Below are 22,604 nucleotides of genomic sequence, written 5' to 3'. Positions count from 1 at the left end.
AGTGGACGGAGCTATGAAGAAATCATGCAGTACCTGCACAGTAAATCTGAAGAGGTGTGACCAAATGTTAACGGAATACTATTTTGCAGATTTCCAGCCGGAGATGCTTTTAGGGCTATTTCGGGCTGAAAATTAAGGATTTCTGGAAGTTCACATTCTTTGTTGCTGTATGAAGGAAAATCATAAAATAAAAATTTTGAAACTGGACAAAATGTATGGATTGATATATAATTTTAAGGTAAAATGAATGAATAAAAAACCAAACACATACAAATAATAGAAACGTAGTAAATCTTATTGTAAAGGAAGCAAAGAATATGAGAGAAAAAAGATTAGTACGAATTATACAAAACGAACTGATAAATTTTAAGAACGTAGAGTATGGAAAAATTAAGTACATGAATTATAGCAGTGTGCAAAAAAACGCTTGTATTACTGAGAATGATATTGTAGGAATATATGGACAAAACGGATCTGGAAAAACAGCATTGGTTGAAGCTCTTGATATATTAAAATATGTACTTAGTGGAATGGAAATTCCATTTGATAGCTATGAAGGTTTGCTCAGCGACAAGGGAGATACTGCAATTAAAACAATCTTTTTTATTGAGAAAGGTAATATAAAATACAAAGCAGTATATGATGCTACTTTTGCAGTGGATACGGGAGAAAAGAAAATTTTTCTAAAAACAGAATCACTTTCCTTTGAAGAAAAAGGTTCCGGATGGAAAAATGAAAGAAGAGTACAGTTCTCGAATCCGTATTATGATAGTGATGCAATTATAAATAATGTGGATCCGGATATTGAATCTAAAAGAATTGATTTCTTTGAAAAAATGGGTATGCTTAAAAATCTGGCTGTATATTGTGCACAGAAGAATGTATCTATTTTCTTTAACGATTTGATTTTGAAGAGTATGTTAGGAAATCAAAGCGGAGTAAATGGTGAAGAAGATTTTAGAAATATTATTCAAAGTTTAATTCATTTTGGAAGAGCTTGTTTTCAGGTGGTAAAGGTAAATCAATTAGGTGCTATAAATAGCAACATCATTCCGCTTAATGTTCATCGGGAAAAGGGAAACATGATTACACAAGGATGTCTTCCACTTGTAATGATGGGAAGGGGAGAAGTACCAGAAGAAATTTATGAACAACTGAAACCTGTCATTGCTTCTATTAATATTGCTATCAAATCTATTATTCCGAAATTATCTATAGAGTTATCAGTATGTAATGAGGAAATAAAATCAGATGGAAACAAATATTTGCAGGTGGAAGTATATTCAAACCGTGATGGGAAGAAATTTTTAACAAAATATGAATCAGAGGGAATCAAACGAATCATTTCTCTTTTACAGTATTTGATTGCATTATATAATTCGCCAGAAGTATGTCTTGTAGTGGATGAACTTGATTCCGGGATCTTTGAGTATTTATTAGGAGAAATGCTGGGAATGTTGAATGAGGACGCAAAGGGACAATTGATATTCACTTCGCATAATCTTCGCATATTGGAAAAACTTCCAAATAAAAATATTGTATGCTCAACAATTAATCCTAAAAACAGGTATATCCGTCTGGTAGGAGTAGAAAAAAATCATAACAGAAGAGATTTTTATATCAGAACGATTACACTTGGTGGACAAAAAGAAGAACTGTACGATGAGACAGAACTTCAAGCCATGGGATATGCTTTCCGACGTGCAGCCCAGGGAGAGGAAGAGGTTGAAATAGAAATGTCAGATGCCTTTAAAAAGCTTCTGAATGAAGTTGATCTGTAATGAAAGCACAGTAGAGAGGGGATGTTTCCTATGGCTAAAAAAACAACAAAGAAAGCAGTAATATTTATTGTTGAAGGAAAATCGGATAAAAAAGCTTTAGAACATATTTTTCAGGTAATATATAAACATAAGAACGTTACGTTTGAATTTACCAGAGGGGATGTGACAAGTGACGAAACATTGACTTTAAATGAGGTAGTGCAGACTATCTACGAAAAAGTAGAATCCTATCGGAAAGAGAAAAAATTGAATAAAAACGATATATGGCAGATTGTACAGATTTTTGATACAGATGGAACTTACATTCCGGAAAGTGCAATTGTTACAGGTGAGACAAAAGAATTTTATTATACTACGGAAGAAATATCTTGCAAGGATAGGGAAAAAGTGGTAAGAAGAAATGAATGGAAAAGTAGCATGATGAATAAGCTTTTGAAATTATCCGACATTAAAGGAATTTCTTATAAATGTTATTTTATGTCTTCCAATTTAGATCACGCACTTTATAATAAGCAGAATCTAACGGATGAGGAAAAAGAACTTTATTCAATCAAATTTTACGAAATGTTTGAAGGCCACGAAAAGCTGTTTATAAAATATTTGGAGAGTGATGTGGTGAATGGATGCCCAGATAGTTTTCCTGCTTCATGGAAATATATAAAAGAGGAACTTCATTCTCTGGAACGACATTCGAATTTACATATTTATTTTAAGGAAAATCCGTATTTGTAAGTTTTAAGAGGTCACCGGGATCCTGATAGATTTGTGGATCCGGAAGGAGTCCAAAGGCCGCTACTAGGGCAGACTCTATGAAGTACCCATCATGAGAAGCCTGTTCTACTGCCTGAACCGGAGAAGCCAGAAGAAAAGCTATAATTGGGTAGAATTTCTAAATATGCTGGATAACAGCTATCCACTGGTAAGACCCCGGATATATGTCAATATATACGAATGATAATGTGAACGATTCGTTTCGCAAAGAGCCGGATGCGGGAAAGCCGTACGTCCGGAATTCTGTGAGGGGTGTACGACCGTAAGGGGTGCACCTACTCGACCTATGAGATACGAATAAAATGAATAAACGCGTCCTTAAAGTTCTCTAAAGAAATCATAAAAATTGCTCTAAGCCAAACATCGAAGTTAAGATTTCCATTTATCGTCTCCAATTTGATGTAGCATTCCAGACCGAAGTATAATTCTGCAACATATGCCTTCTGCTGGACAGTAGCAAACGATGAACTTTGTAGGCTCTACTCTATAGCGCCTACAAGGTCTGGCGGAAAAGGGGCTACGGTTATGACCTGCAACGAGATCTTTAATCCGGAATGATCGGATACTTTTTTCGAAAAGGTATGATTGTGGCATTCAATGCCACATCTGAGAAATATAAGATAGCCAGATGAAAAATATGCTGAATACGTAAATCTAACATACCGCTTTACGCAAAAAAGGTTTCATGTTATCATTATCTCATCAAGAGTTCTGATAATTTGAAACCTTTTTTGCAATTATTTAAAGAAATGGATGTGGGTCAATATGGGAATGTTTGTTAATCCTGATAATCTGGCATTTCAGGCAGCTTTGAATGCAAGAATCTATGTTGATAAAAGTGGAATCCTCAATTATACAAACAGTGTTCTGGGGTCAACAGATGCATTTATATGCAATAGTCGTCCAAGAAGATTTGGAAAATCTGTTACTGCAAATATGCTTACAGCGTATTACAGCAAAGGATGCAATTCAGAAGAAATGTTTTCCAGGCTGGAAATCAGTCAGGCAGAAGATTTTAGAAAACATCTGAATCAGTATGATGTGATTCATTGGGATATTCAATGGTGCATGGGGCCTGCCAATGGTCCTGAGAAAGTTGTTTCTTATATTTCAGAAAAGACAATTTCAGAATTGAGAGAATACTATCCTGATGTACTTCCGGCAGAAAATCATTCCCTGGCAGAGACACTGGCACGGATCAATACTGTAACTGGCAGAAAGTTTATTGTAATTATTGATGAATGGGATGTTCTGATTCGTGATGAAGCTGCAAAAGAGGATATCCAGAATGAGTATATCCGCTTCTTACGTGGTATTTTTAAAGGGACAGAGCCTACAAAGTATATTCAGCTTGCATATCTTACAGGTATTTTGCCAATTAAAAAGGAAAAAACTCAGTCTGCCTTAAACAATTTTGATGAATTTACCATGGTAAGTCCAAGTATTCTGGCGCAGTATATCGGATTTACGGAAGCTGAAGTACAAAAGCTGTCAGATAAGTACCATCGGGATTTTGATAAGGTAAAGAAATGGTATGATGGATATCTGCTGAAAGATTACCAGGTTTATAATCCCAGAGCTGTTGTTAGCGTAATGCTGAAAGGAGAATATAAGAGTTACTGGTCGGAAACAGCCTCTTATGAAGCGATTGTGCCTTTTATCAACATGAATTATGATGGCTTGAAAACAGCAATCATTGAAATGCTTTCCGGCTCATCTGTCAAAGTTAATACAGCAACATTCAAAAATGACACTGTTAATATTCAAAGTAAGGATGATGTACTGACTTATATGATCCATCTGGGATATCTTGGATATGATCAGACAGAAAAAATTGCTTTTGTTCCCAATGAAGAAATCCGTCAGGAACTGACTAATGCTGTAAAAAGTAAGTCATGGAATGAAATGCTTATGTTCCAACAGGAATCAGAGACTTTACTTGATGCAACGCTGGATATGGATAACGAAACAGTTGCTGCACAAATTGAGAAAATTCATAATGAATACGCTTCTGTCATCAGGTATCATGATGAAAATTCATTAAGCAGCGTATTAGCCATTGCCTATCTGGGAACCATGCAGTATTATTTTAAACCGGTTCGTGAATTTCCTACAGGACGCGGATTTGCAGATTTTATTTTTGTCCCTAAGCCTGAATATAAAAGTGCTTATCCTGCATTGGTTGTTGAACTGAAGTGGAACCAGAAAGTGCAGACGGCAATACAGCAGATTAAAGACAGAAAATACCCATCCTCGATTTCAGATTATACCGGTGATATTTTGCTTGTGAGAATTAATTATGACAAGAAAAGTAAAAAGCATTTGTGCATAATTGAAAAAGTGTAATAGCATCTGAAAAACATGTATAAGAAATCGCAAGAGTCAGACTCTACAAGATACTAGTACAGCGAAAATTAAGTTTCTGTTATATTGACGCAGGATGATTTCTTCAGCTGCAAGGCGGAGAAATGAGGTGTAGCGGTGGCTACGCCGATTGACGACAACGCCGCAGATGAAAAATCCGGAAAAGGAAACAAACTGTTAAACTGAAGGAGAAAAATCTATGAAAAACAAACATATGCAGATGAATAAAATTTTGGTTATGATGCTCTGTGCGGCAATGACTGTTGAGCCTGCTGCCGCTTATGGTGCTGATTTTACGGATGGTATTGAGATAAAGACAGAGATTCCGGAAGCCTCAGAAGATCTGACAGAACCGGAAACACAGAAGACAGTTCCGGAAGAGTCATCTGAAGAGTTCTCGACCGGAGTGGAGGAACAGAACGAGGAGGATTCTTTCTCCGCAGGATATGATGAATGGGATGATGAGTTTGATGAAGACGATGATGAGATAAACCCTGATGAAGTATTTACCGGTACATGTGGAGCACATGCGACCTGGACTATACAGCATCATGTCCTTACCATAGAGGGAAAGGGTGCAATTGATGATTATTATACCCTGCGTGACTGGATTACCAATGAAGTCATAGAGGAAAAGAAATGTCCATGGCAGCAATATGCAGCCACAGTTGAGGAATTATATGTAAAAGATGGAATAACCGCTCTGGGAGAAAATGCTTTTATGGATCTGCGAAATTTAAAGAAAGCTGAATTAGCGGATTCTGTTACATCAATCGGAAACAGTACTTTTGCCAATGACAAGTCTCTGGTTGATCTGAAACTTGGAAATTCGATAACAACGATCAGTGATGATGCTTTTCATGGTATTGGTGTCACAAAATTAATATTGCCTTCCAGTGTGAAAGAACTGGGCAGTCTTGCTTTTAACGGATTATGGAGCCTGCAGTCAATAGAAATGCCGGATAATGGTACGTACAAATCCGTGGATGGTATTCTCTATACGGATAAAGGCAAAACAATGGTTTTGTATCCTGCCGGCAGACAGGGAGAATATACCATTCCGGCAGGTGTAACAAAAATTGCATCTGACGCTTTTACCAATACAAGCCTGACCAAAATCACAGTTCCTGCTACTGTGAAAAGCCTAGAAAATAATGCTTTCAGCTACAGCGATAATTTACAGTCTATTACCTTTATGGGTGGCGCAGCCATAATTCCTGACAGTTGCTGCTATTATAACAGAGCGTTGACTTCTGTTACAATTATGGATGGAGTCACCACGATTAAGGACTATGCATTTTCATGCTGTTCTGCTCTTGAAAGTATTATTTTACCGAAGACAGTATCTGATATTGGAGATGCTTTTGAAAGCTGGACGAAGGTTACTATTTTAAATCCGAACTTAACTCCTACAGAGGATGGCGGTTACATTTGCGGTGCGAAAATAAATGTCAGCGCCAGGGAGGTATACAGTGAGGCTTTTAAGGTTCTGGATCTGGTAAACAAAGAGCGTGCCAAACAGGGAGCATTGCCTCTGAAGATGGACGCCAGCCTTCTTGACACTGCCATGCTCAGAGGATTCGAAAACGTATTATACTGGTCACATACCAGACCGAGTGGAAGCCAGTGCTTTTCTGCCAATTCCCTGATGTATGGTGAGAATATCGCCTATGGTTCTTCCACAGCAGAGGGAGTTATGAATCAATGGATGAATTCAGAAGGACACAGAGCCAATATTTTATCTAAAAGTTTTACGACGATTGGTATTGGCTGTGTATGTCTCAATAACGCTTATTATTGGGTGCAGTGTTTTGGCGAGGATTTAAGTACTGAAGCAGTTCGAAAGTCCTATTCAGACAGAAATAACAGCCGTACTGTGCTGGTGAAAAAAGATCCGGAATATTATAAGGCTTCTCTGTATATTTCCAAAACTGTATTAAAAAAAGGACAGACTGCAAAAGTAAGGGTACGATGGGACGATTCTTTGCTGCTGAATAATTCCGGCGCAGAGTTTAAATCCTCGAATCCGTCAATCTGCACCATCAAAAACGGAGTCCTGACTGCGATCGGTGTGGGGACAGCGACTATTACCATGAGTTTTGGAGGAAATCCTGCAACTGCGGTTCAGAAAAAAGTACAGGTGATCAAAGCATCTACTCCTCAGCTGAAGGTTACTTTTAATCCAAATGGCGGATGGGTCGATCAGGGATCAAAAAAAATCTATAAGAATTTTAAAATCGGAAAGCTTCCTGTGCCATTTAGATGGGGTTACACCTTTAAAGGATGGTATACTGCTCGAACTAAAGGGAAAAAGGTCAGTACCTCTACCAAAATATCCAGGAATCAGACGCTGTATGCACATTGGAAAAAACAAAAATAAGATAAATAAAAGGAACAGCTAATGAACAAAAACGAAATTTATATAAAGAGCGGAACAGATTACAAGGAAATGACAAAGGAACTTCTGGCACAGTGTAATCTGGCATCTATGATCGTAGACAGAGAGAGGCAGATTGGTATCAAACCCAATCTTGTCTCGCCATCCGAAGCTTCCTGGGGGGCTACCACGCATCCGGAGATTGTGGCAGGGATCATTGAATATCTGCAGGAGAACGGATACAGAAATATTGCCATTCTGGAGGGTTCCTGGGTGGGAGATAAGACCACAGAAGCGTACGAAGTATGCGGATATCGTGATCTTACGGAGAAATATCAGGTGCCATTCTGGGATATGCAGAAGGATAAGGGAGTTGAAAGAGATTGCAGAGGGATGAAATTAAACGTCTGCGAACGTGTGGCAGATGTTGATTTTCTGATCAATGTTCCGGTATTGAAAGGTCATTGCCAGACAAAGATCACCTGTGCATTGAAGAATATGAAGGGACTGATTCCCAATACAGAGAAACGTCATTTCCATGCAATGGGTCTGCATAAACCGATCGCACATCTGAATGCGGGAATCCATCAGGATTTTATTGTAGTTGATAATATTTGCGGAGATCTGGATTTCGAGGATGGCGGAAATCCTGTAGTGATGAACCGTATCTGGGCAGGCCTGGATCCGGTACTGATCGATTCTTATGTCTGTCAGGTTATGCATTATACAACGAAGGATGTGCCATATATTGAACTGGCAGAGAAGCTTGGGGTTGGAAGTACAGATCTGGAAAATGTCCGCATCATTTACTGTGAGGAAGATGCCCGCAAAGAACTTCCGAAATCAAGGAAAGTGGTAGAACTTCAGGATGCAGTGGAAGAAGTAGAATCCTGCAGTGCCTGCTATGGCTATCTGATCCCGGCACTGGAGATGCTTAAGAATGACGGTCTTTTTGAGAAACTTGACACGAAAATCTGCATTGGCCAGGGTTACCGCACAAAAACAGGAACACTGGGTGTAGGTGCATGTACCTGCAAATTTGAACATAACGTAAACGGATGCCCTCCTACAGAGAATCAGATCTATGAGTTCCTGAAGCAGTATATTCTGAACGAAAATAAATAAGAAAGAATCCTGCCCGGAATAATCATGCAGGAAAATATGAAAGAGTATTTTTCAAAAAAAGGAAGCTCGTGAAAGGCGTCTGGCGATTTATACAGAAAAAACAGGTTCCATGTATATCTCATCTCTGTGTATTTTATACAGAAAATCGATATACAGGAACCTGTCTATTCTTATATTCCTGTCAGTTTAACCGAATCAGGTAAGTCCCCTGCGGGTTTGTTATAATGCCATCTTAATCATCTGGACAATTTTATCCTGCTCAAATTTACTGCTGTCAAATGCCAGATGATACTGGGAAATATCTTTCCACTTTTTATCTGTAAAGTATTCGTAATAGGTGCGCCGTTCTTTATCCACTTTTTTAACCAGTTTCTGAGCACTCTTTTCTTCACGGCCTGTACGTTCGATGACAGTCTGCACACGATAATCAAAAGGTGCATGGATAAATACGCTCAGGCACTTATTGTCAAGGATGTGATTTGCACATCTGCCGACGATTACGCAATCTTCTTTCTCTGCGGCATCCAGAATAATCTTGCGCTGGATGTCAAAGAGTACATCATTCATGGGAACAAAATGGAAGTCACTGTCCATCTGAAGTTCATGGTCGATGGGAAAACGCCACTGGTTGCCGCGTTTCTCATCAACTTTGGCAAGCACATCAAAAGGAATATTCTCTTTCTGAGCTGCAATATCGATCAGCTCTTTGTCATAAAAAGCAAACCCAAGCTCTTCTGCCAGAGTTTTGCCAATCAGACGGCCATTACTGCCGAGCATTCTGTTTATTGTAATCACGCGTTTACTCATAATCAAACCCTCCTTTAGGACATCCCTGTTACTGGCTGATGTCAGGTTACTGTTCGTTTCGTTCGCAATCACAGTTCTGGCACAGATCAGACTGTTAATTTAAACGATTCATACCAGTTATCTGTATTAACAGTAACAAGTCCTTTATTTGTGGATATTATAACACTAATATCAGAAAAAATCCAGTAAAATATATAAAAAACTAAAAATATTACAGCAATACTTATATATAATGCACAAAAAGTTTTGCGTTCGTCATACATGCTGATTTTCCTGATGTATTTTGGATATTTTTATCAATAGACACTTTTGTCTGTCATATGCTAAAATTACAGTAATGTTTATGGCAATCCTCATAAATAAGCACACTTGAGAGGGACGCTGTAGAGTCGGAAGGCACCGGTAAAAGATTATGTTACCAGATTAAAGAATAGACAGGAACAAATTTATTTATGAAATAGAGGATATTTATAGATTTTTTCTTTAAGTTATGGTATTATATTAAATTGGCTGTCTGAAGACAGATTATAGTGATTTTATAAAATATTGCAGACAATCCGGTCACTCAGAGTGTGAAATCCTGCTGAACTGTTTTGACCGCATTATTTTATGGAATTGTCATATGTTTAAAATATTACAAGAGATACAAAAGTATGGAAGAAAGGGATACGATACATAATGCTGAAAATCAAAAGCTATGTAAAGGTAAACAGTCTGGCAGAAGCCTATGAACTGAACCAGAAGAAAACAGCCCGTATTCTTGGGGGAATGGTCTGGATGAAAATGGGCAACAGAGCGATATCCACAGCGATTGATCTTTCCGGTCTGGGGCTGGACACGATTTTGGAGAATGACGATGAATTTATCATCGGCTGTATGACTCCGCTTCGCGATCTGGAGACCAATGAAGCTCTGAATACCTATACACATGGGGCTATGAAAGAAAGCCTATGCCACATTGTAGGCGTACAGTTTCGAAACTGTGCCACTGTAGGAGGAAGCATTTATGGAAGATATGGTTTCTCAGATGTTCTGACTATGTTCCTGGGAATGGATACATGGGTAGAATTATATGATGCAGGCCGTATTCCACTGACTGAATTTGTAAATATGAAGAAGGACAATGATATCCTTGTGAATATCATCGTCCGCAAAGAGCCGCTTCTCGCCTGCTATTTAAGCCAACGAAACACGAAAACAGATTTCCCGGTGCTGACCTGCACAGCTTCTGTGATCGGAGATGAGGCGAGAACAGTAATCGGGGCAAGACCTGCACGTGCTATGGTCGTAGAGGATAAAAAACAGATTCTGAAAAACTTCAGGAACATGACAAAGAAGCAGAAGGAAGAGGCCATTGAAGCTTTTGCGGAATATGCATCTGAGAATGTTCCCACATCAGGCAATATGCGTGGATCAAAGGAATACAGAACCCTTCTTGTAAAAGTACTGACAAGAAGAGCCTGGGAAGCAGTAGGAGGGATGAAGAATGAATATTAATTTCTGGCTTAACGGAGTAAACCGCCATGCAGAGATCTACCCGGATACACTGCTCATTGATTTCTTAAGAGAACAGGGGTGCTTCAGCGTAAAGAGAGGCTGCGAAACTGCAAACTGCGGCCTTTGCACAGTTCTCATGGATGGCCGTCCGGTGCTTTCCTGCAGCACACTTGCTGCCCGCATTGAGGGAAAGAAAATCGTCACATTGGAAGGAATGCAGAGAGAGGCGCAGGAGTTTGGAAGCTTTCTGGCGAATGAGGGTGCCGAGCAGTGCGGCTTCTGCAATCCGGGATTTATCATGAATGTATTTGCAATGCTGAATGAACTCAAAGATCCTACAGAGGATCAGATCAAAGAATATCTTGCAGGAAATCTGTGCAGATGTTCCGGCTTTGTTTCCCAGACAACGAGTATCCTGAAATTCCTGAAATATAAAAAAGCACAGGAGGAAGCATAAAGATGAAATATGTAAATCAACCTGTACGAAAAACAGATGCAATGTCACTGGTAACAGGAAAACCTGTCTACACAGATGATCTGGCACCAAAGGACTGCCTGATCGTCAAAATATTAAGAAGTCCTCATGCCAATGCATGGGTAGAAGATATTAAGACCGGTACTGCCGAGAAGGTGGCAGGCATTGCATGTATCCTTACCTATAAAGATGTGCCTCAGAAACGTTTTACCCTTGCAGGCCAGACTGCACCGGAGATGAGTCCGGACGACAGACTGATCCTTGACCGCCATGTACGTTTTGTGGGAGATGCAGTAGCCATTGTAGCAGGTGAGACAGAAGCGGCAGTAGATAAAGCTTTAAAGAGAATCCGTGTGGATTACCGTGTGGAAGCACCGGTTCTTGATATCCACAAGGCAAAGGATAATCCGATTCTGGTTCATCCGGAGGACGACTGGAAGTTAAAAATTCCTCTTGGTGGAGACAATAAGAGAAATTTATGTGCATCTGCAGTAGAAGAGCATGGGAACGTAGATGAAGTTCTGGCAAAATGTAAATACACCATAGAGCGCACATATCATACAAAAGCAAATCAGCAGACAATGATGGAGACCTTCCGCACAGCCTGCTATATGGATCATTTCGGCAGACTGATTGTTCTGTCCTCCACACAGATTCCGTTCCATGTACGGAGAATCGTCGGAAGGGCACTGGACATTCCGGCTTCCAAAGTACGTGTGATCAAGCCAAGGATCGGCGGTGGATTTGGTGCAAAACAGACCTCTGTCAGCGAGATTTATCCTGCAATCGTTACCTGGAAAACAGGCCGTCCGTCCAAGATGATATTTTCCAGATATGAGTCCATGATCTGCTCTTCTCCGCGCCATGAGATGGAGATCACAGTACGTGCAGGTGCTGATGAGAATGGTATCATCAAGGCAATTGATGTCTATACCTTATCCAATACCGGGGCATACGGAGAGCACAGCTCCACAACAGTAGGACTCAGCGGACATAAATCAATCGGTCTTTACAGACATACAGAAGCCTATAAGTTTGCTTTTGATGTTGTCTATACAAATGTGCAGGCGGCAGGTGCATACCGTGGTTATGGTGCCACCCAGGGTATTTTCGCAGTGGAATCTGCAGTAAATGAACTGGCACATAAGATGGGAATGGATCCTGTCAGGGTAAAAGAGCTGAACATGCCTGTAGAGGGCGGACCTCTTCCCGGATATCCGGATGTTCCTTATGCACAGAGCTGTTCCATGGACCGCTGTATGGCACGCGCCAAAGAGATGATGGACTGGGATTCCAAATATCCATGCAGAGATATGGGAAATGGCAAAGTCCGCGGCGTAGGTGTTGCCATGGCTATGCAGGGTTCCTCTATTGCAGGTGTTGACGTAGGCGGAGCAGACATTAAGCTGAATGAGGATGGTTCCTATACACTGGCACTTGGATGTACAGACATGGGTACAGGCTGTGATACTATTATGGCACAGATTGCTGCAGACTGTCTGAACACACCAATGGATAACATTGTAGTATTCAGTGTGGATACAGATATTTCTCCTTATGATTCCGGTTCTTATGCTTCTGCCACAACCTATACCACCGGTGTGGCGGTTATGAAAGCCTGCGAGGAGCTGAAGAAAAAAATCTGTAAGCTTGGCGCAGAGATGATGGAAGTAGATGAGAGAAAAGTTGATTTTGACGGTTCCTGTGTATTCTATGATGAGACCATTGACATAAGCGATGGGGCAGACAAAAATGCAGCAGGCCATATGACAGATGCAGAAGAGGGCTATCGTGTTGATATGGATGCCATCAGTTCTGAAGGTGCCCAGAAGAAAGTTTCGCTAAAAGATATTGCATTAAAGGGCACTTTCTTCAATAATATAGAACTCCAGGTTGTGAAACAGCATTCCTCACCTCTTTCACCGCCTCCGTTCATGGTCGGTATGGCAGAAGTAGAGGTAGATACAGAGACAGGAAGTGTTGAAGTGCTTGACTATGTAGCAGTTGTAGACTGCGGTACACCGATCAACCCGAACCTTGCGCGTGTACAGACTGAGGGCGGTATCGCACAGGGAATCGGCATGGCTCTTTCAGAAGATATACAGTATACGGATAAGGGTAAAGTCCGCAATAACTCTTTCATGCAGTATAAGATCCCGACCAGACAGGATATCGGAAACATCCGCGTGGCTTTCGAGAGCAGCTACGAAAAGAGTGGCCCGTTTGGTGCCAAGTCTATCGGAGAGCTTGTAATTGATACTCCATGCCCGGCACTGGCTGAGGCAATTTATAATGCCACAGGTGTACGTCTGACAGAGCTTCCCATGACTCCTGAGAAGATTGCAATGGGAATCCTGAAGAATAAATCGGAGCAGTAGGATGCATACGTTGATAAAACTGGTTCTTGCAGGTATCTGGATGGTCCTGATACCTGCATTTGCCGGAGTAACCTGGGTACGGAAAAAAAAGGATTACACACTGGGAGAGTGTTTTCTGGCAGGAATTATGTTTATGTTTGCGCTTGCAGAGATTCTGATCCTGCCTGCGATATACAGAAAAATGTCCCTGCATTTTGTAACAGTGGTTTTTGCTGTGATCATGAGTGTTTTTGCACTTTATGGTCTGTGGAAACTGAATATTGACAGAGAGATGCATATTGTCAGGATAAAAAGAGAACTGCCGCAGGTATCTGCCTGGATGTGGATTGCTGTGGCAGCGATCTTTATACAGATTTTTATTGCGGCTGTGTATGCGCATATGGATGCGGATGATTCCTTCTATGTGGCTACAGCCACAACTTCTGTACAGACAGATTCTGTATTTCAGTATAATCCCTATTCGGGAGTGGAATACAGAATTCTGCCGAAGCGTTATGTGTTATCTCCCTTTCCTGTGCTGCTTGCCATATTCAGCAGACTGAGCGGCGGGATGCACCCTGCAGTGCTGGCACATACCGTCTATCCTGCAGTGTTTTTTGCTGCTGCATATCTGGTATATCATCAGTTTGGAAAGATGTTTTTTCCTGAGAAAAAAAGGGAACAGGGCATTTTTCTGCTTTTTTGTGCGGTTTTGATCTGGTTTTCGGGTTTCTCTGTCTATACGGCGGGAAATTTCCAGCTGGTGCGCATCTGGCAGGGAAAAGCAGTTCTGGCATCTGTGATCCTTCCGTTTCTGATGTATCTGGGATTTGAGATCATGTTGAAAGAACAGGTGGGGTATTCGCGGTTCCTGATGATTTTTGCAAGTATGGCGGCATGCCATGTGTCTTCCATGGGCATCATGCTTGCACCGATTGTTATCGCCGTATATGCTTTGCTTACCCTGTGGAAAACGCGAAGCATACGCTGTATGGGATATACGATTCTGTATATCCTGCCATCCCTGATACTTGGGTCTGTTTATCTGATGCTGTAATGGAGGGACAATAATGAGAGAAATATTACAAAATGCCCTCACAAGCTGGGATAAATACTGGGATGGGAGCATATATCCATATTTATTGCTGGGAGCAGCTCTTTACCTGCTTTTTTTCGAAAAAAAGAGAAAACAGGCAGGGTATCTTCTTGGGTATCTGGTGATTACCCTGGCTCTGATGTTCTGTCCGGTAACTGCTGCGTTGATCGAGAAGTGTATTGGCGGTATGGTATACTGGAGGGTAGTCTGGATTCTTCCGGCGGTTCCTGTGATCGCACTGGGCTTTACCAGCCTGCTGGGAAGGATACGGAATGCAAAGTTACAGATATTTCCTGTTGTCCTGTGCCTGCTGCTGGTGGCTGTCAGCGGCACAAGTGTCTGGCAGGCCGGAAATTATGTAAAGGTACAGAATAATCAGAAGGTTCCGGACGAGGTTGCGCAGGTGGCTGAAGTGATTCTGAACAGACGGAGTTCCGAAGATGCGCTGACTGTGGCGGACAACCATATGGCATCCTATCTGCGGGTATATGACGCATCCATTCAGCTGGCTTTTGGCAGGGATGGAAAGGGAAGGCGTTCAGGCAATGGAAAACGCCTGTTTAACAGTCTGAATGTACCGGAACCGGATTACGGACTTGTGGCAAAATATGCCGGAAAGGAAAACTGTGAATTTCTGGTTTTTCAGGTTCCGTCAGAACGTGCGGATGAAATCGGACAGATTATGAAGGAACATGGATACGAGAGAATATCCGCAATAAATAATTATAACATATTTCAAATATCGGGATGATATTTGAAGAGGGAGGTAAACAACTTATGAAAAGTAATTTGAAAAAGTGTTCGGCTGTACTGTCGGCGATTATGCTGATGATTCTTGCAAGCCCGCTGACAGTCCTTGCGGCAGAGGAAGAGGCGGCAGCGTCTACGAAGTTTTACGGTACATTCTGGTCACTGGTTCCGCCGATCGTTGCCATTGCGCTGGCACTGATCACAAAAGAGGTATACAGTTCTTTATTTGTGGGAATCCTGGTTGGAGCTTTGTTTTATTCCGGTTTTAATTTCGAGGGAACAATCCTTCATATTTTTGAGGGTGGCATGATCAGTGTTCTGACAGACTCTTACAATATGGGTATCCTGATCTTCCTGGTTATCCTGGGAACAATGGTCTGCCTGATGAACAGGGCGGGCGGTTCCGCGGCATTCGGACGCTGGGCGAGTAAAAGGATCAAGAGCAGAGCCGGTGCGGAACTTGCAACTGTAGTTCTCGGCGTGCTGATCTTTATTGATGACTATTTTAACTGTCTGACAGTGGGAAGTGTTATGCGTCCTGTAACTGACAAGCATAATGTATCCCGTGCAAAGCTTGCATATCTGATCGATGCCACAGCAGCACCGGTGTGCATCATTGCACCGATCTCTTCCTGGGCTGCAGCAGTCAGCGGATTCGTAGAAGGAGAGGATGGAATTTCCCTGTTTGTACATGCAATCCCGTATAATTTCTATGCATTGCTTACTATTTTTATGATGGTGGCAATGGTTCTGATGAAAGTAGAATTCGGAGCAATGGGTGTTCATGAGACCAACGCCTTAAAAGGTGATATCTATACAACACCTGCACGTCCTTATGCAAATGCTGACGAGGATGAAAAGATTAACCCCCGTGGTAAGGTAATTGATCTTCTGATCCCGATCATAAGCCTTGTAGTATGCTGCGTGATCGGTATGATCTATACAGGCGGATTCTTCAGCGGAACTGATTTTGTGACTGCATTTTCACAGAGTGATGCCTCTGTGGGACTGGTTCTTGGAAGCTTTTTCGGACTGGTCATCACGATCGTTCTTTACCTGATCCGCCGTGTTATGAATTTTAGAGACTGTATGGCATGTATCCCAGACGGATTTAAAGCAATGGTGCCTGCAATCCTGATCCTTACATTTGCCTGGACGCTGAAAGCAATGACAGACAGTCTGGGTGCATCCGTGTTCGTATCTGCAATCGTTAAAAGCTCTGCAGGCGGACTGATGAATTTCCTTCCGGCGATTATCTTCGTGATCGGGGCTGTTATCGCATTTGCCACAGGTACTTCATGGGGAACCTTTGGTATCCTGATCCCGATTGTAGTTAATGTATTCTCAGGAACCAACCATGAGCTGATGATCATCTCCATCGCTGCATGTATGGCAGGTGCTGTATGCGGAGATCACTGTTCACCGATTTCCGATACAACCATCATGGCATCTGCAGGTGCTCAGTGTGAACATGTAAACCATGTCAGCACACAGCTTCCCTATGCAATGGTTGCGGCAGTCGTATCTTTTCTGACTTATATTATCGCAGGTTTTGTACAGACACCATGGATCGCACTTCCGGCAGGAATTATCCTGATGGCGATCACACTGGTTGTCATCAGACTGAAATTTGACGATCTGAAGATGTGATATCTGCGGACTACCCACTATTCCCAAATTCATTCCACTGCCATAGGCAATCTGGAATGAATTTGGGACATATTACTTTTTATATTTCTGTTACTGAAGAAGTGATATAATCCGTGCAGCAGATGTGGGATGACAATTGTAGCAGATGAGAATTATCGCAATAGTAGATATCTTTGGTACATTTACGCATATTCCAAAAAAAACTTTACTTTTACAGGGGAGTGTGTTAGAATCAATCATAGATATTTTTATATCTGATGCGCCTGTAGCTCAGTGGATAGAGCAGTGGTTTCCGGTACCATGTGCGGGGGTTCGATTCCCTTCAGGCGTGCTGCCTGGGACGTATGTACAGTTCCGGTGCGTTGTATCATAAGAGTTGACAGAAGCGGGGTCTGCCGGGAGAGGAATGATCGGGAGCAGACATAGCAGATGGCAGCTCATAAGGAGGACAAGAACTTGGATGATTTTAGAGAATGGTTATCAGATAACCTCCGGTATTTTATGCTGGGCGGAGTTATCCTGATAATTGTGGTTGTCCTGTTTTGTGGCATTCGTGCCTGTTCCGGAAGTAATAAGGGGAATTCCGGGGATGAACAGAAGACCACATCCGAAGACCAGGGAAATGTTCCTTCTTCTCCGACAAGTGAAGGGGAGTCTGACGAGAAGAAAGAAGACGCCAATCCCATGGAAACAGCAGATGCAGACGTGACTGCATTGATTAAGAGCTATTATCAGGCTCTGGGGGAAAAAGATATTGCAACGCTGAAGACTCTGGAAGATGATTTTACACCATCCGATGAGTCAAAAGTCACAAATTTGAAAGATTATATCGAAGGGTATGAAGTAGGCGATGTATACACGAAGAAAGGTATGACAGATGATTCTTACGTGGTTTACGCCTGTTTCTCTTATATCTGTCAGGGCGTTGAGACAAAGGCACCTGCATTGACCCAGTTCTATGTGTATAAGAACAGTGGAGGTAGCTGGGTGATTGATAACGGAGCTTTACAGGATTCGGAGATTTCTGCTTATATGGAGAAGCAGTTATCCGACAGTGATGTCTCGGCTCTTGTGAAGAAAGTGCAGAATGAACTGGATCAGGCACAGCAGTCAGATCCGTCACTTGCAGAATTTCTCAACGGTCTCGGGGAGGAAGCCGATGTGTCAACAAATGCAGAAGATGGCACAATGCTTACTACCACAGATGAATGTAATGTCCGCGCGGAAGCGAGCACAGATGCTGATATCCTTGGCGTGATCTCAGCAGGTGAGCAGGTCGAAAAGACAGGTACTGATGGTGAATGGGTTCAGATTGATTATGATGGTGAAACAGGATACATCAGGGGAGATCTGCTGGAATAAAATTGAATACGGAAAATAAATGATAAAAAAGTACCGACAGTTATCGTTAAGATAATTGCCGGTACTTTTTGTTACAGGAAATGAGGAAAATTTCTGCCTGATTTCGATTGCAGTTATTTTTCTCCGAACTCACTGTATGTAACTCCTGCAGATAATTCAGTCTGATGGAGAGCCGCCAGTTCGTGTACAGTCACAAGCTGATAACCTTTTTCAATAAGCTGTGGGATCAGGATCTCGGCTGCATCTACAGATGTGCTGAAAATATCATGCATCAGGATAACTGATCCGTCCGTTACATTATTCATAACCTCTTCCACTGTAGATTCCGCATTCAGCGTTTTCCAGTCCAGGGTATCAATGGACCACAGGATCAAAGGAAGGTTTATGGCTGACTTGACTGTGTCGTTGACAGAGCCATAAGGCGGGCGCACAACGGAAGCCCCCTCGCCTGTAAGATTTATAAGCTGTTCATTTACTTTATCCACTTCTGAACTGATTTCATCAAATGACAGAGTTGTAAGCTCTGTGTGATCGTAAGTATGGTTGCCAAGCTCGCAGCCCAGTTTTTTCATACGTTTTACCTCATCCGGGAAGCTGGCGATTTCAGTACCTGTCATAAAGAAAGTTGCCTTTGCGTTGTTCTTTTCCAGACAGTCCAGCAGGCGGTTTGTAAAAGAACTGGGTCCGTCATCAAAGGTAAGGGCGATTGATTTCTTCGCAGCGGATGCATCAGAAGAGCCTGATTTTCCGGAAGTTTTTTTCTTCGGGGTATATCCTTTCAGAGAGCCGTCCGTATCCAGTTCATAGGTTTTCTTACCAATCTTAACAGTTCCGGTCTGCAGGATACCGTCCATATCGAAATAATACCGCTTCTTTCCGATATCTGTCCAGCCTGTCTGCACAATACCGGCCTTGTCCATATAGTATTGTTTTCCGTCTGTATCCGTGAACCATCCTGTATATGGTTTATCGTCCACCAGAAACATCCAGCTGCTTCCGCTGGAAGCCCACTTGCCCTCTGATGCTTCGGGAGAGATATCAGAACTTAATGCAGGGCCGCCGTCTGTTGATTCGGACGAACCTGAAGAAGTGGTTCCGTATAATTTTACGGAAGAATCATCTGTAAAGTTATCATTATTATCAGTCACTGCCTTTTCAGAAGTAAATTCCTCAGAATCCTGATCTTCTGACACGAAAACCCCGGCATCACCGCTGACATCTGCCTGCGAAGTTACAGCGGAAGAACGGGTAAAAATCCCTCCGACTATCAGGCACAGGACAACGGAAAGCAGGATCAGCCACCGGTTGGTGCGTGGTAAATGATCTGACATGAAATCCTCCTTTTTGATAAAATTATTAATTTTTCTCCTTTATGATACAATAAAATCTGATAAAATACAAGGCAATTCCCCTGACCTGCGTTCCGTAAAAAATCACCATGTAAATTTCCCCGTTGATAAGACGGACAAAAAATTATATAATAGAACAATGGACGAAAAAATCAGAATCAACAAATATTTAAGCGAGGCAGGCATATGCTCCAGGCGGGAAGCAGACCGGATGATCGAAGAAGGAAGGATTACAGTAAACGGCAAAAAAGCTGAAAGCGGTCAGAAGGTCAGCAGGGAAGATGAAGTTTGTGCAGACAATATACCTGTCCATAAAAATGAGAAAAAAGTACTGCTTCTTTTTAACAAACCCAGAGGAATTGTATGCAGCACAAAGCAGCAGTTCCGGGAGACAACGGTGACAGATTATCTGGATTATCCTCTGCGTGTTTATCCTGTAGGAAGACTGGATAAAGAGTCACAGGGACTGCTTCTTCTCACAAATGAGGGTGATCTGGTCAATAAGATCATGCGCGCCGGAAACTATCATGAGAAAGAATATTTTGTGACAGTGAATAAACCGGTGGATAAGGAATTTGTCCGAAGGATGGGCAAAGGTGTCCCCATTCTTGATACGGTGACCAGACCATGCAGGGTGGTGCAGACAGGAGAATGCAGCTTCCGGATCATCCTGACACAGGGATTAAACCGGCAGATCCGCAGAATGTGCCAGTATCTGGGATATGAGGTACAGAAGCTTAAAAGAATCAGGATCATGAATCTGACTCTGGACGGGATCAGAGAAGGCGAATACAGAGAGATCACAGCACAGGAGTGGGAAGAACTGAACCGTTTACTTGCTTCTTCTTCCAGTGAGACAGTGATCAGAACAGGAGAACAGAATGGAAACAGCAGCGATCACGCGAATGAAAGAGCTGGTGAAGGAGCTCGACAGGGCGGCAAAAGCCTATTATCAGCAGGACACAGAGATCATAAGCAACAGAGAGTACGATCAGATGTACGACGAGCTTCAGGCTCTGGAGAGAGAAACAGGAACCGTTCTGGCAAACAGTCCCACCGTCAGCGTAGGATATGAGGCGGTTGACCAGCTTCCCAAGGAGCAGCACGAATCCCCTATGCTGTCACTGGATAAGACCAAGGACAGAGAGGTTCTGAGAGAATTTATCGGGGAACACAGGACGCTTCTGTCGTGGAAGCTGGACGGACTGACGATTGTTCTTACCTATGAGAATGGAGAGCTGGCAAAGGCAGTTACACGTGGAAATGGTGTGACAGGCGAGGTTGTTACCAATAATGCCAGAGTGTTTAAGAATGTTCCTCTTAAGATCCCGTATCAGGGCAGACTGGTGCTGCGCGGAGAGGCGATCATTACCTATTCGGATTTTGAGCGGATCAATGAGTCCATAGAGGATGTAGATGCGAAATATAAGAACCCAAGAAACCTGTGCAGCGGTTCTGTCCGCCAGTTAAATAATGAGATCACAGCCCGCAGGAATGTGCGCTTTTATGCATTCACGCTGGTAAGTGCGGACGGGACAGATTTTCACAACTCAAGAGCCAGACAGTTTGAATGGCTGAAAGAACAGGGCTTTGATGTGGTGGAATACAGAGTGGTCACTGCCGCAACACTGGATGATGCCATGAAGTATTTCTCTGCGGCAATCACTGAGAACGATTTCCCGTCTGACGGTCTGGTTGCACTCTATGATGATATCGCATACGGAGATTCCCTTGGAAGAACAGCGAAATTTCCCAGAAATGCCTTTGCATTTAAATGGGCAGATGAGATCAGGGAGACTCACCTGCTGGAGATTGAGTGGAGTCCGTCGAGAACAGGACTTATCAATCCTGTGGCGGTTTTTGAACCGGTTGAGCTGGAAGGAACCACAGTGAGCCGCGCCAGTGTACACAATGTCAGCATTCTAAAAGAACTCCAGCTTGGAATCGGGGACACGATTACGGTATATAAGGCAAACATGATTATCCCTCAGATCGCAGAGAATCTCACGCGCAGCAGTAAACTGGAGATACCGGATACCTGTCCTGCATGTGGACATGCAACGCAGATACAGAGAGTAAATGATGTGGAGGCGCTTTACTGTACAAATCCGGACTGTGCTGCGAAGAAGATCAAATCCTTCGCACTTTTTGCAAGCAGGGATGCCATGAACATTGACGGACTGTCTGAGGCGACTCTGGAGAAATTTATTGCCAGAGGTTTCATCCATGATTTCGGAGACATCTTCGAGATCGGTAAGCATCGTGATGAGATCGTGGAGATGGACGGATTCGGGGAGAAATCCTTTGAGAATCTTATGGCGAGTCTTGAAAAGGCAAAAGAGACAACCCTTGCGAAGGTGATCTACAGTCTGGGAATCGCCAATATCGGTCTTGCCAATGCAAAAGTGATCTGCAGACATTTCGATGATGATCTGGAGAAAATCCGCCATGCAGATGAAGAGGAGATCAGTTCGATTGATACCATCGGACCGGTAATTGCCAGAAGCCTGACAGATTATTTTGCAAATGAGGAGAATAACAGGAAACTGGATCATCTGATGAGCCATCTGACTGTTAAGAAAGAGGAAAAGACAGGCGAGCAGATTTTCCGGAACATGAATTTTGTTATCACCGGAAGTGTAAAGCATTTTGCAAACAGAGCCCAGGCAAAGGAATTTATCGAGTCACTGGGAGGCAAGGTAACAGGTTCTGTGACATCTAAGACGAACTACCTGATCAATAATGATACGACTTCCAATTCTTCAAAAAATAAAAAAGCCAAAGAACTGGGAGTCCCGATCCTTTCGGAAGAGGACTTCCTGAAGATGGCACAACAATAAAAT

15 protein-coding genes, 1 tRNA gene and 1 pseudogene are annotated in these 22,604 nt (G+C 42.4%); 15 read left to right on the top strand and 2 right to left on the bottom strand.

Translation table 11 applies throughout. The features are described from left to right. The first annotated feature begins 317 nt into the window (after positions 1-317). From G4417_RS13390 to G4417_RS13370, 5 genes are all read left to right on the top strand, one after another. Positions 318-1,781 carry an AAA family ATPase gene (locus G4417_RS13390; protein ID WP_173683831.1) on the top strand — a complete coding sequence of 488 codons (1,464 nt, stop codon included), beginning with the start codon at positions 318-320 and terminating at the stop codon, positions 1,779-1,781. A 30-nt stretch (positions 1,782-1,811) separates the two neighbouring features. Continuing rightward, positions 1,812-2,513, top strand: a complete 702-nt coding sequence (locus tag G4417_RS13385; RefSeq protein ID WP_173683830.1) for a hypothetical protein — start codon at positions 1,812-1,814, stop codon at positions 2,511-2,513. A gap of 804 nt (positions 2,514-3,317) precedes the next feature. Continuing rightward, on the top strand, positions 3,318-4,898 hold the full coding sequence (locus G4417_RS13380; RefSeq protein ID WP_173683829.1) for an AAA family ATPase: 1,581 nt from the start codon (positions 3,318-3,320) through the stop codon (positions 4,896-4,898). A gap of 217 nt (positions 4,899-5,115) precedes the next feature. After that, a complete protein-coding gene (locus G4417_RS13375; protein WP_173683828.1) occupies positions 5,116-7,296 on the top strand; it encodes a leucine-rich repeat protein in 2,181 nt (726 codons plus the stop codon). Positions 7,297-7,317: 21 nt separating this feature from the next. Further along, positions 7,318-8,418 carry a DUF362 domain-containing protein gene (locus G4417_RS13370; protein WP_173683827.1) on the top strand — a complete coding sequence of 367 codons (1,101 nt, stop codon included), beginning with the start codon at positions 7,318-7,320 and terminating at the stop codon, positions 8,416-8,418. Between the two features lie 219 nt (positions 8,419-8,637). Here the strand turns inward: G4417_RS13370 and G4417_RS13365 are convergent, their stop codons facing one another. Beyond that, entirely contained in the window at positions 8,638-9,225 is a 588-nt protein-coding gene (locus G4417_RS13365) for an AAA family ATPase (protein ID WP_173683826.1), read from the bottom strand. A 678-nt stretch (positions 9,226-9,903) separates the two neighbouring features. On the opposite strand from G4417_RS13365, the gene G4417_RS13360 reads away from it, so the two are divergent. The 8 genes from G4417_RS13360 to G4417_RS17010 all read left to right on the top strand — a co-directional run bounded on the left by G4417_RS13360 (position 9,904) and on the right by G4417_RS17010 (position 18,412). After that, on the top strand, positions 9,904-10,722 hold the full coding sequence (locus G4417_RS13360; protein WP_173683825.1) for an FAD binding domain-containing protein: 819 nt from the start codon (positions 9,904-9,906) through the stop codon (positions 10,720-10,722). Next, on the top strand, positions 10,712-11,179 hold the full coding sequence (locus G4417_RS13355; RefSeq protein ID WP_173683824.1) for a (2Fe-2S)-binding protein: 468 nt from the start codon (positions 10,712-10,714) through the stop codon (positions 11,177-11,179). The genes G4417_RS13360 and G4417_RS13355 overlap by 11 nt, the downstream gene beginning before the upstream one ends. A 2-nt stretch (positions 11,180-11,181) precedes the next feature. Then, positions 11,182-13,575: a xanthine dehydrogenase family protein molybdopterin-binding subunit gene (locus G4417_RS13350; RefSeq protein ID WP_173683823.1), complete on the top strand. Its 2,394-nt coding sequence runs from the start codon at positions 11,182-11,184 to the stop codon at positions 13,573-13,575. A gap of 1 nt (position 13,576) precedes the next feature. After that, positions 13,577-14,611, top strand: a complete 1,035-nt coding sequence (locus G4417_RS13345) for a DUF6077 domain-containing protein (RefSeq protein WP_173683822.1) — start codon at positions 13,577-13,579, stop codon at positions 14,609-14,611. Between the two features lie 13 nt (positions 14,612-14,624). Next, entirely contained in the window at positions 14,625-15,401 is a 777-nt protein-coding gene (locus G4417_RS13340) for a hypothetical protein (protein ID WP_173683821.1), read from the top strand. 71 nt (positions 15,402-15,472) lie between these two features. Continuing rightward, positions 15,473-17,050 (top strand): Na+/H+ antiporter NhaC family protein, encoded by a 1,578-nt coding sequence (locus tag G4417_RS13335; RefSeq protein ID WP_420314198.1) that lies wholly within the window; start codon positions 15,473-15,475, stop codon positions 17,048-17,050. A gap of 259 nt (positions 17,051-17,309) precedes the next feature. Then, a tRNA-Arg gene (locus tag G4417_RS13330) sits at positions 17,310-17,381 on the top strand. A 125-nt stretch (positions 17,382-17,506) separates the two neighbouring features. Beyond that, the gene (locus G4417_RS17010) at positions 17,507-18,412 is read left to right on the top strand and encodes an SH3 domain-containing protein (RefSeq protein ID WP_243268951.1); all 906 of its coding nucleotides are present in this window, start codon (positions 17,507-17,509) and stop codon (positions 18,410-18,412) included. Positions 18,413-18,525: 113 nt separating this feature from the next. Here G4417_RS17010 and G4417_RS13320 read toward each other — a convergent pair whose 3' ends face one another. Next, positions 18,526-19,743, bottom strand: coding sequence for a polysaccharide deacetylase family protein (locus tag G4417_RS13320; RefSeq protein ID WP_173683819.1), 1,218 nt, complete (start codon positions 19,741-19,743; stop codon positions 18,526-18,528). On the opposite strand from G4417_RS13320, the pseudogene G4417_RS13315 reads away from it, so the two are divergent. Continuing rightward, positions 19,742-20,554, top strand: a pseudogene (locus G4417_RS13315) (pseudouridine synthase); the annotation flags it as partial. The gene G4417_RS13320 and the pseudogene G4417_RS13315 sit on opposite strands and share 2 nt — an antisense overlap. Before the next feature lie 88 nt (positions 20,555-20,642). After that, complete coding sequence (gene ligA / locus G4417_RS13310) at positions 20,643-22,601, top strand: NAD-dependent DNA ligase LigA (RefSeq protein WP_173683818.1); 1,959 nt, start codon at positions 20,643-20,645, stop codon at positions 22,599-22,601. The last annotated feature ends 3 nt before the right edge of the window (positions 22,602-22,604 follow it).

The organism is Blautia wexlerae (assembly GCF_013300825.1).
In the GTDB taxonomy this organism is placed as follows: domain Bacteria; phylum Bacillota; class Clostridia; order Lachnospirales; family Lachnospiraceae; genus Blautia_A; species Blautia_A wexlerae_B.
Note: the sequence above shows the minus strand (reverse complement) of the source record. Positions and strands in the feature narration are given on the sequence as shown.

Excerpts from the sequence above, each read along its gene's own strand:
- G4417_RS13370 (WP_173683827.1), top strand. The coding sequence starts at position 7,318 with ATGAACAAAAACGAAATTTATATAAAGAGCGGAACAGATTACAAGGAA.
- G4417_RS13355 (WP_173683824.1), top strand. The coding sequence starts at position 10,712 with ATGAATATTAATTTCTGGCTTAACGGAGTAAACCGCCATGCAGAGATC.
- G4417_RS13385 (WP_173683830.1), top strand. The coding sequence starts at position 1,812 with ATGGCTAAAAAAACAACAAAGAAAGCAGTAATATTTATTGTTGAAGGA.
- G4417_RS13360 (WP_173683825.1), top strand. The coding sequence starts at position 9,904 with ATGCTGAAAATCAAAAGCTATGTAAAGGTAAACAGTCTGGCAGAAGCC.
- G4417_RS13320 (WP_173683819.1), bottom strand. The coding sequence starts at position 19,743 with ATGTCAGATCATTTACCACGCACCAACCGGTGGCTGATCCTGCTTTCC.
- G4417_RS13345 (WP_173683822.1), top strand. The coding sequence starts at position 13,577 with ATGCATACGTTGATAAAACTGGTTCTTGCAGGTATCTGGATGGTCCTG.
- G4417_RS13350 (WP_173683823.1), top strand. The coding sequence starts at position 11,182 with ATGAAATATGTAAATCAACCTGTACGAAAAACAGATGCAATGTCACTG.
- G4417_RS13380 (WP_173683829.1), top strand. The coding sequence starts at position 3,318 with ATGGGAATGTTTGTTAATCCTGATAATCTGGCATTTCAGGCAGCTTTG.
- G4417_RS13365 (WP_173683826.1), bottom strand. The coding sequence starts at position 9,225 with ATGAGTAAACGCGTGATTACAATAAACAGAATGCTCGGCAGTAATGGC.
- G4417_RS13335 (WP_420314198.1), top strand. The coding sequence starts at position 15,473 with ATGCTGATGATTCTTGCAAGCCCGCTGACAGTCCTTGCGGCAGAGGAA.
- ligA (WP_173683818.1), top strand. The coding sequence starts at position 20,643 with ATGGAAACAGCAGCGATCACGCGAATGAAAGAGCTGGTGAAGGAGCTC.
- G4417_RS13375 (WP_173683828.1), top strand. The coding sequence starts at position 5,116 with ATGAAAAACAAACATATGCAGATGAATAAAATTTTGGTTATGATGCTC.
- G4417_RS13340 (WP_173683821.1), top strand. The coding sequence starts at position 14,625 with ATGAGAGAAATATTACAAAATGCCCTCACAAGCTGGGATAAATACTGG.
- G4417_RS13390 (WP_173683831.1), top strand. The coding sequence starts at position 318 with ATGAGAGAAAAAAGATTAGTACGAATTATACAAAACGAACTGATAAAT.